Annotated in this window: 4 protein-coding genes; all 4 read right to left on the bottom strand. The window is 46.9% G+C overall.

Annotation, left to right across the window (positions count from 1 at the left end):
* Positions 1 to 219: 219 nt before the first annotated feature.
* Complete coding sequence (locus tag J7K40_09985) at positions 220 to 396, bottom strand: hypothetical protein (protein ID MCD6162727.1); 177 nt, start codon at positions 394 to 396, stop codon at positions 220 to 222.
* A gap of 66 nt (positions 397 to 462) precedes the next feature.
* Complete coding sequence (gene thyX / locus J7K40_09980) at positions 463 to 1,041, bottom strand: FAD-dependent thymidylate synthase (GenBank protein ID MCD6162726.1); 579 nt, start codon at positions 1,039 to 1,041, stop codon at positions 463 to 465.
* Positions 1,016 to 1,258: a DUF3310 domain-containing protein gene (locus tag J7K40_09975; GenBank protein MCD6162725.1), complete on the bottom strand. Its 243-nt coding sequence runs from the start codon at positions 1,256 to 1,258 to the stop codon at positions 1,016 to 1,018. Before J7K40_09975 ends, thyX begins: the two co-directional genes overlap by 26 nt.
* Before the next feature lie 253 nt (positions 1,259 to 1,511).
* Positions 1,512 to 3,191 carry a hypothetical protein gene (locus J7K40_09970; GenBank protein MCD6162724.1) on the bottom strand — a complete coding sequence of 560 codons (1,680 nt, stop codon included), beginning with the start codon at positions 3,189 to 3,191 and terminating at the stop codon, positions 1,512 to 1,514.
* Between the last annotated feature and the right edge of the window lie 910 nt (positions 3,192 to 4,101).

Here is a 4,101-nt window from a genome sequence, read left to right as displayed (position 1 = left end):
CGCCGGTCTCTTTGGAAATTTTATCCCCAAAAATTATAGTCTTACCTGATGCGCAGGGGAGCACCGCAAGCACATTAGTGCTCCCCTGTGACCACTCACGGTCGATACTGTCGGACACGTCGTTCTGATAAGGACGGAGTATCATTTACAAGCACCCTATATCCACTGAAATATTAATTGTCTGATCTATTATCTTCATTACTTAACCTCTTTATGGCTTTAATAATCTACATAATCTTTTATAACCTTTTTTAATTCTGGCCATGCTTTTTTAACCCCATATCCCAAAAGGGTTAAAAACCCAAAAAGTCCTATAAAATTTAAAAGTTTATATACAACAATACCCCATAGTGCGGTTGTACCAAATTGACTTAATATAGCGCTTAATTCTGTCATTTTAACGTTTCCTTTATTTGTATAGTTAATTTTTCTGTCTTACATCGCTTTGATAAGGACGGAGTATCATAAGCCCGCATCCGCCATGCCCGCCCTAAGCTCATGGAATAGGGCCCTGATTTGCGGATGCGCCGCAGTACTGCACCTAAGTGAAAACATATGCAGTAGTTGCCGATAATTGCAAGTCATAACGCCCCGTGTTGCAAGGCTGTTTGGTAGTACAGTTCTGGCTTCTTCTGGTTTCATCCCAGATTCCAACATCGAGTGATACATATTTTCTACCACCTGCATATCTGATTCCCACAGTTTCATTTCCTCGGATCCTTTTTCCCAGAAAACAGGCCTGCAAAATGTTACCTCCTCTTTTTGTGCTACGTAACGTGTGCTCTGAACGGAGAAGGAGCAGATCCGGTGTCGTGTAAGTTCTAAAAGCACCCCACGATCTGTTAAAAACTCAATCGAAAAAGACACATGCTCAAGCGGGGACATGTGCCCTTGTTCAATAAGTCTTTGCACAAAGTCCCGGGCTGTCGTATGGTCCCTCACCTTTGATTGAAAGCATTTTCGGGCTGCTTCTTCTATTGCTTCAAAAGGAAGCGCATGTGAGACGTTCTTAATTTTAATTGTCTGATCTACTATTTTCATTATTTTCAATAACCTCCGTTAAAAGCTTTGAGTATGTTGTTATCTTTTCGATATCCCTACTAAAGTTACCTGGTTTATGCCCGGCCCTACAGGAGTATTTTATGATATTGCCCTGCAAGTACCCACTAAAACCTTCCTCTGATAACTTTGCTTGGATAATATCAATAACCTCTATCCCACCAACGTCGTAATAGTCCGCCTTTTTATCTACACTCATGTTTCCCCCTGTATTAATTTTTCAAGTCTCTCAAGTTTAGAAGCCTTAATACTGTCAACCCGAGCGGTATCGAAAATAGTCCGCATTTGACTGCACATTATCTCAACGTCAGCAATCTCCCCGCATACTGTTGCAACGCTACTGCGACCACGGATAGCGTGCCGTAGTTCCACTATTAACTCTGCGCATTCTTCTATCATCATACCAATTTGCGATTTATGTCCCCACTTTTCAACTGCTTGTTTGTAAATATTCATTTTCTATATCTCTTTCCCCTCCACCCACCGGCTGCTTTGATTGGCCAGTCGGCAAACCAGGGCTCTTTTGCCATCATTAATTTTTCAAATTCCTCAATACTGCCGAACCCTTCCGGCACTTCTGCTATCGGTTCATCATGTACATGGAGTACAATATTGTACCCAGCTGCATCCAGCCGTAGCATGGCCGCCGCGAGTATATCCCGGGCGACAGCCTGACAGATATTTTCAACAAGTCGCCCCCCATATGTGTGCATATCCACCCAGCCTACAGGCCCCCTCGAACTGTCGGAGTTCCAGCCCATAAAATTTATTTGCCATACTTCTAATTTTCGTGGGTCAAATGTCTTTGTCAGACGTGGTTCGTGATAAGATAATTTTCGTCCGGACGGCAATAGACAATATAAAACGTCTCTTTCAGTATCATGCCCATATGTTACGTCTCGATACTGGAAGCATTGCCCCGGGTATAATAGCGCTGATATGGCCGCGCCTTCTACGCCATACAGATCGGGAATAAACTTCCAGACTCCAGGTTCTTTCCGCCATTGGCCGCCCCACATTTCCACAATAGCGGGGGACTCGTCTCGCCAGGCCAGTACCGCAGTTTTAATTTCGTCATCATTCATGAATTTATCAGCGCCAAAAACTTTCCATGCGTTGACCCATCCCGAATACCCACTCGCTAGTTCCGCAATTTTACCCATCTTACGTAATGGATGGTGCTTGCCTGTCTGATTTTTGTGGTCAAGAATTTCTTGTAATGACAAACCTGATACCTTGGAAGCTGAGGTCTCGTATATTTTCCCATGCGTCCTAAAGACCTCTAACCGCCACTCCTCGCCAGCCATAGCCGCTAATACCACAGCTTCAATAGCCGAATAATCAGAGCAGATCAGGTCGTAACCTGATGCTGCAATAAACAACCCCCTCATACATGATGCGATGATATCAACCGCGCTGCCCCATTGCTGTTCAACAGCCTCCAGACTGCCGGTTGCTATGATCTTGAGGGCAGCTTCAGTGGTCTTGTTACCCCATTCAAGGGGAGTCTGATCGGCTTTCGGGCATCCGCAAGGACATGCCCCCCCAGTCGCCCGAATATGCCCGCATGCCGGGCACTCAGTACAATCAGGCCCTGAGTTCTTGAGGTTCTGCGGTTGGGGACCCCGGCCGGCCCATCGTCCAGTATGACCGGCGCCGCAATATACGAACAAGCCACGTATCCTACCGTCGTCGCTTAAAGTGCGTTCCATGGCAAATAGTTTTTTTACACTGGCGCCGCCGATAATCTGACGTATCTCAAGAAGTCTGCGACAATCTTCAAGGCCCGCCCAGTCCTGATGCTCCAGTTTTGCCGCTATTGACAGTTTATCCAGGCTCGGCATCTCAAGCCCCCGGCTAATTAGCCACTTATCGCCAGCGGAACGTTTGGTTATCTCTCCGACCGTCTGAACGGCGCCCCCGGTAATCTCTTGTAACTCTTTTGTGTACTTGGCTTCCGCTTGTCTAAATATCTCAAGACAATTTTGCATTCCGGTAACATCTATGGCTACCCCCCCTGAATTAATACGCTGGTCCAATTGCCACACTTCTAATTCAATGGGGCTTAACTCAGGTATCATAGCACTTATGGCCTGCTCGGCCTTAACATCCTGAAGGTTGTACTCGTACATCTCCCGGTAAAGACCTGGGTATTTTTTTATGGATCGGTACAAGTCGGAGCATTTTTTTGTTGGCTTTTTTGGAATCGAGAGCAACTGTATAAGACGGACGCCCCGCTTGTCTTTAATCTCCCCCGGATTAAGTACCTCGCCCAGCTTACCCAGGGCCCCTGGAAGGCCAGACAGTCGAGCCTTGGCCGCACTACAACGAAGCTGGCTAAGATTTAACATCGGCCAGCCCATCCGCTTATGGCAAACATAATACCAGATGTAGAACTCAAAGAGAGCGTTATGCGCTTCAATCAATCCACCCTCTGTTATGTGTTTAAATAGGTCGGCAGGGTCCTGGCACCCTGGGGCCCACAATTTTTCCTCATACGCAAGTGAAAGCACCCGGGTAGAAGGGTGTTCTGCGTAAACTGCCGCATTGACGCCCTTAATACCTGGCTTCCCCTTTTGCAAGGGTTTAAACTGCCCGGAGGCAGGGTCAAAACGGTACCCCGCTTCCGAGTATGTCTCAAAATCAATTGTTATCATGTACTCTACTACCTCGCCGGTCTAATATAATACACGGCTTTTTGCCGCGGATGGCCCGCCCGCACTGTTGAATGTAAATGGCCGGCATTTCCCTATGATATATAAACACTTGGTTCTTATTATTGGTTTTCATATTGTCCTTTCGGTCATCTAAAAAGATACTATAGGGTTATTCATGTACATTTGATCGATTAGTTGTTGTTTTGTCCACCCCTGATCGATAAATTGTTGATACGTCACCCCCGCTGCTTTGGCGGTCATCACTGGCGGACTAAGAAAATCAGGTGCAGGTACAATTGCGCCGGGCGGTGTCGGTGTCGGTGCCGGTGCCGGTATGGGCGCCGGTGTCGGTATGGGCGCCGGTGTCGGTATGGGCGCCGGTGTC

The sequence above is a fragment of the Candidatus Zixiibacteriota bacterium genome (assembly GCA_021159005.1).
In the GTDB taxonomy this organism is placed as follows: domain Bacteria; phylum Zixibacteria; class MSB-5A5; order UBA10806; family 4484-95; genus JAGGSN01.
The sequence above is the reverse complement of the archived record's forward strand: the minus strand, read 5'-3'. Positions and strand labels throughout refer to the sequence as shown.

Bases quoted from the DNA above. Each gene is read 5' to 3' on its own strand.
- J7K40_09985 (MCD6162727.1), bottom strand. From the start codon at position 396: ATGACAGAATTAAGCGCTATATTAAGTCAATTTGGTACAACCGCACTA.
- thyX (MCD6162726.1), bottom strand. From the start codon at position 1,041: ATGAAAATAGTAGATCAGACAATTAAAATTAAGAACGTCTCACATGCG.
- J7K40_09975 (MCD6162725.1), bottom strand. From the start codon at position 1,258: ATGAGTGTAGATAAAAAGGCGGACTATTACGACGTTGGTGGGATAGAG.
- J7K40_09970 (MCD6162724.1), bottom strand. From the start codon at position 3,191: ATGTACGAGTACAACCTTCAGGATGTTAAGGCCGAGCAGGCCATAAGT.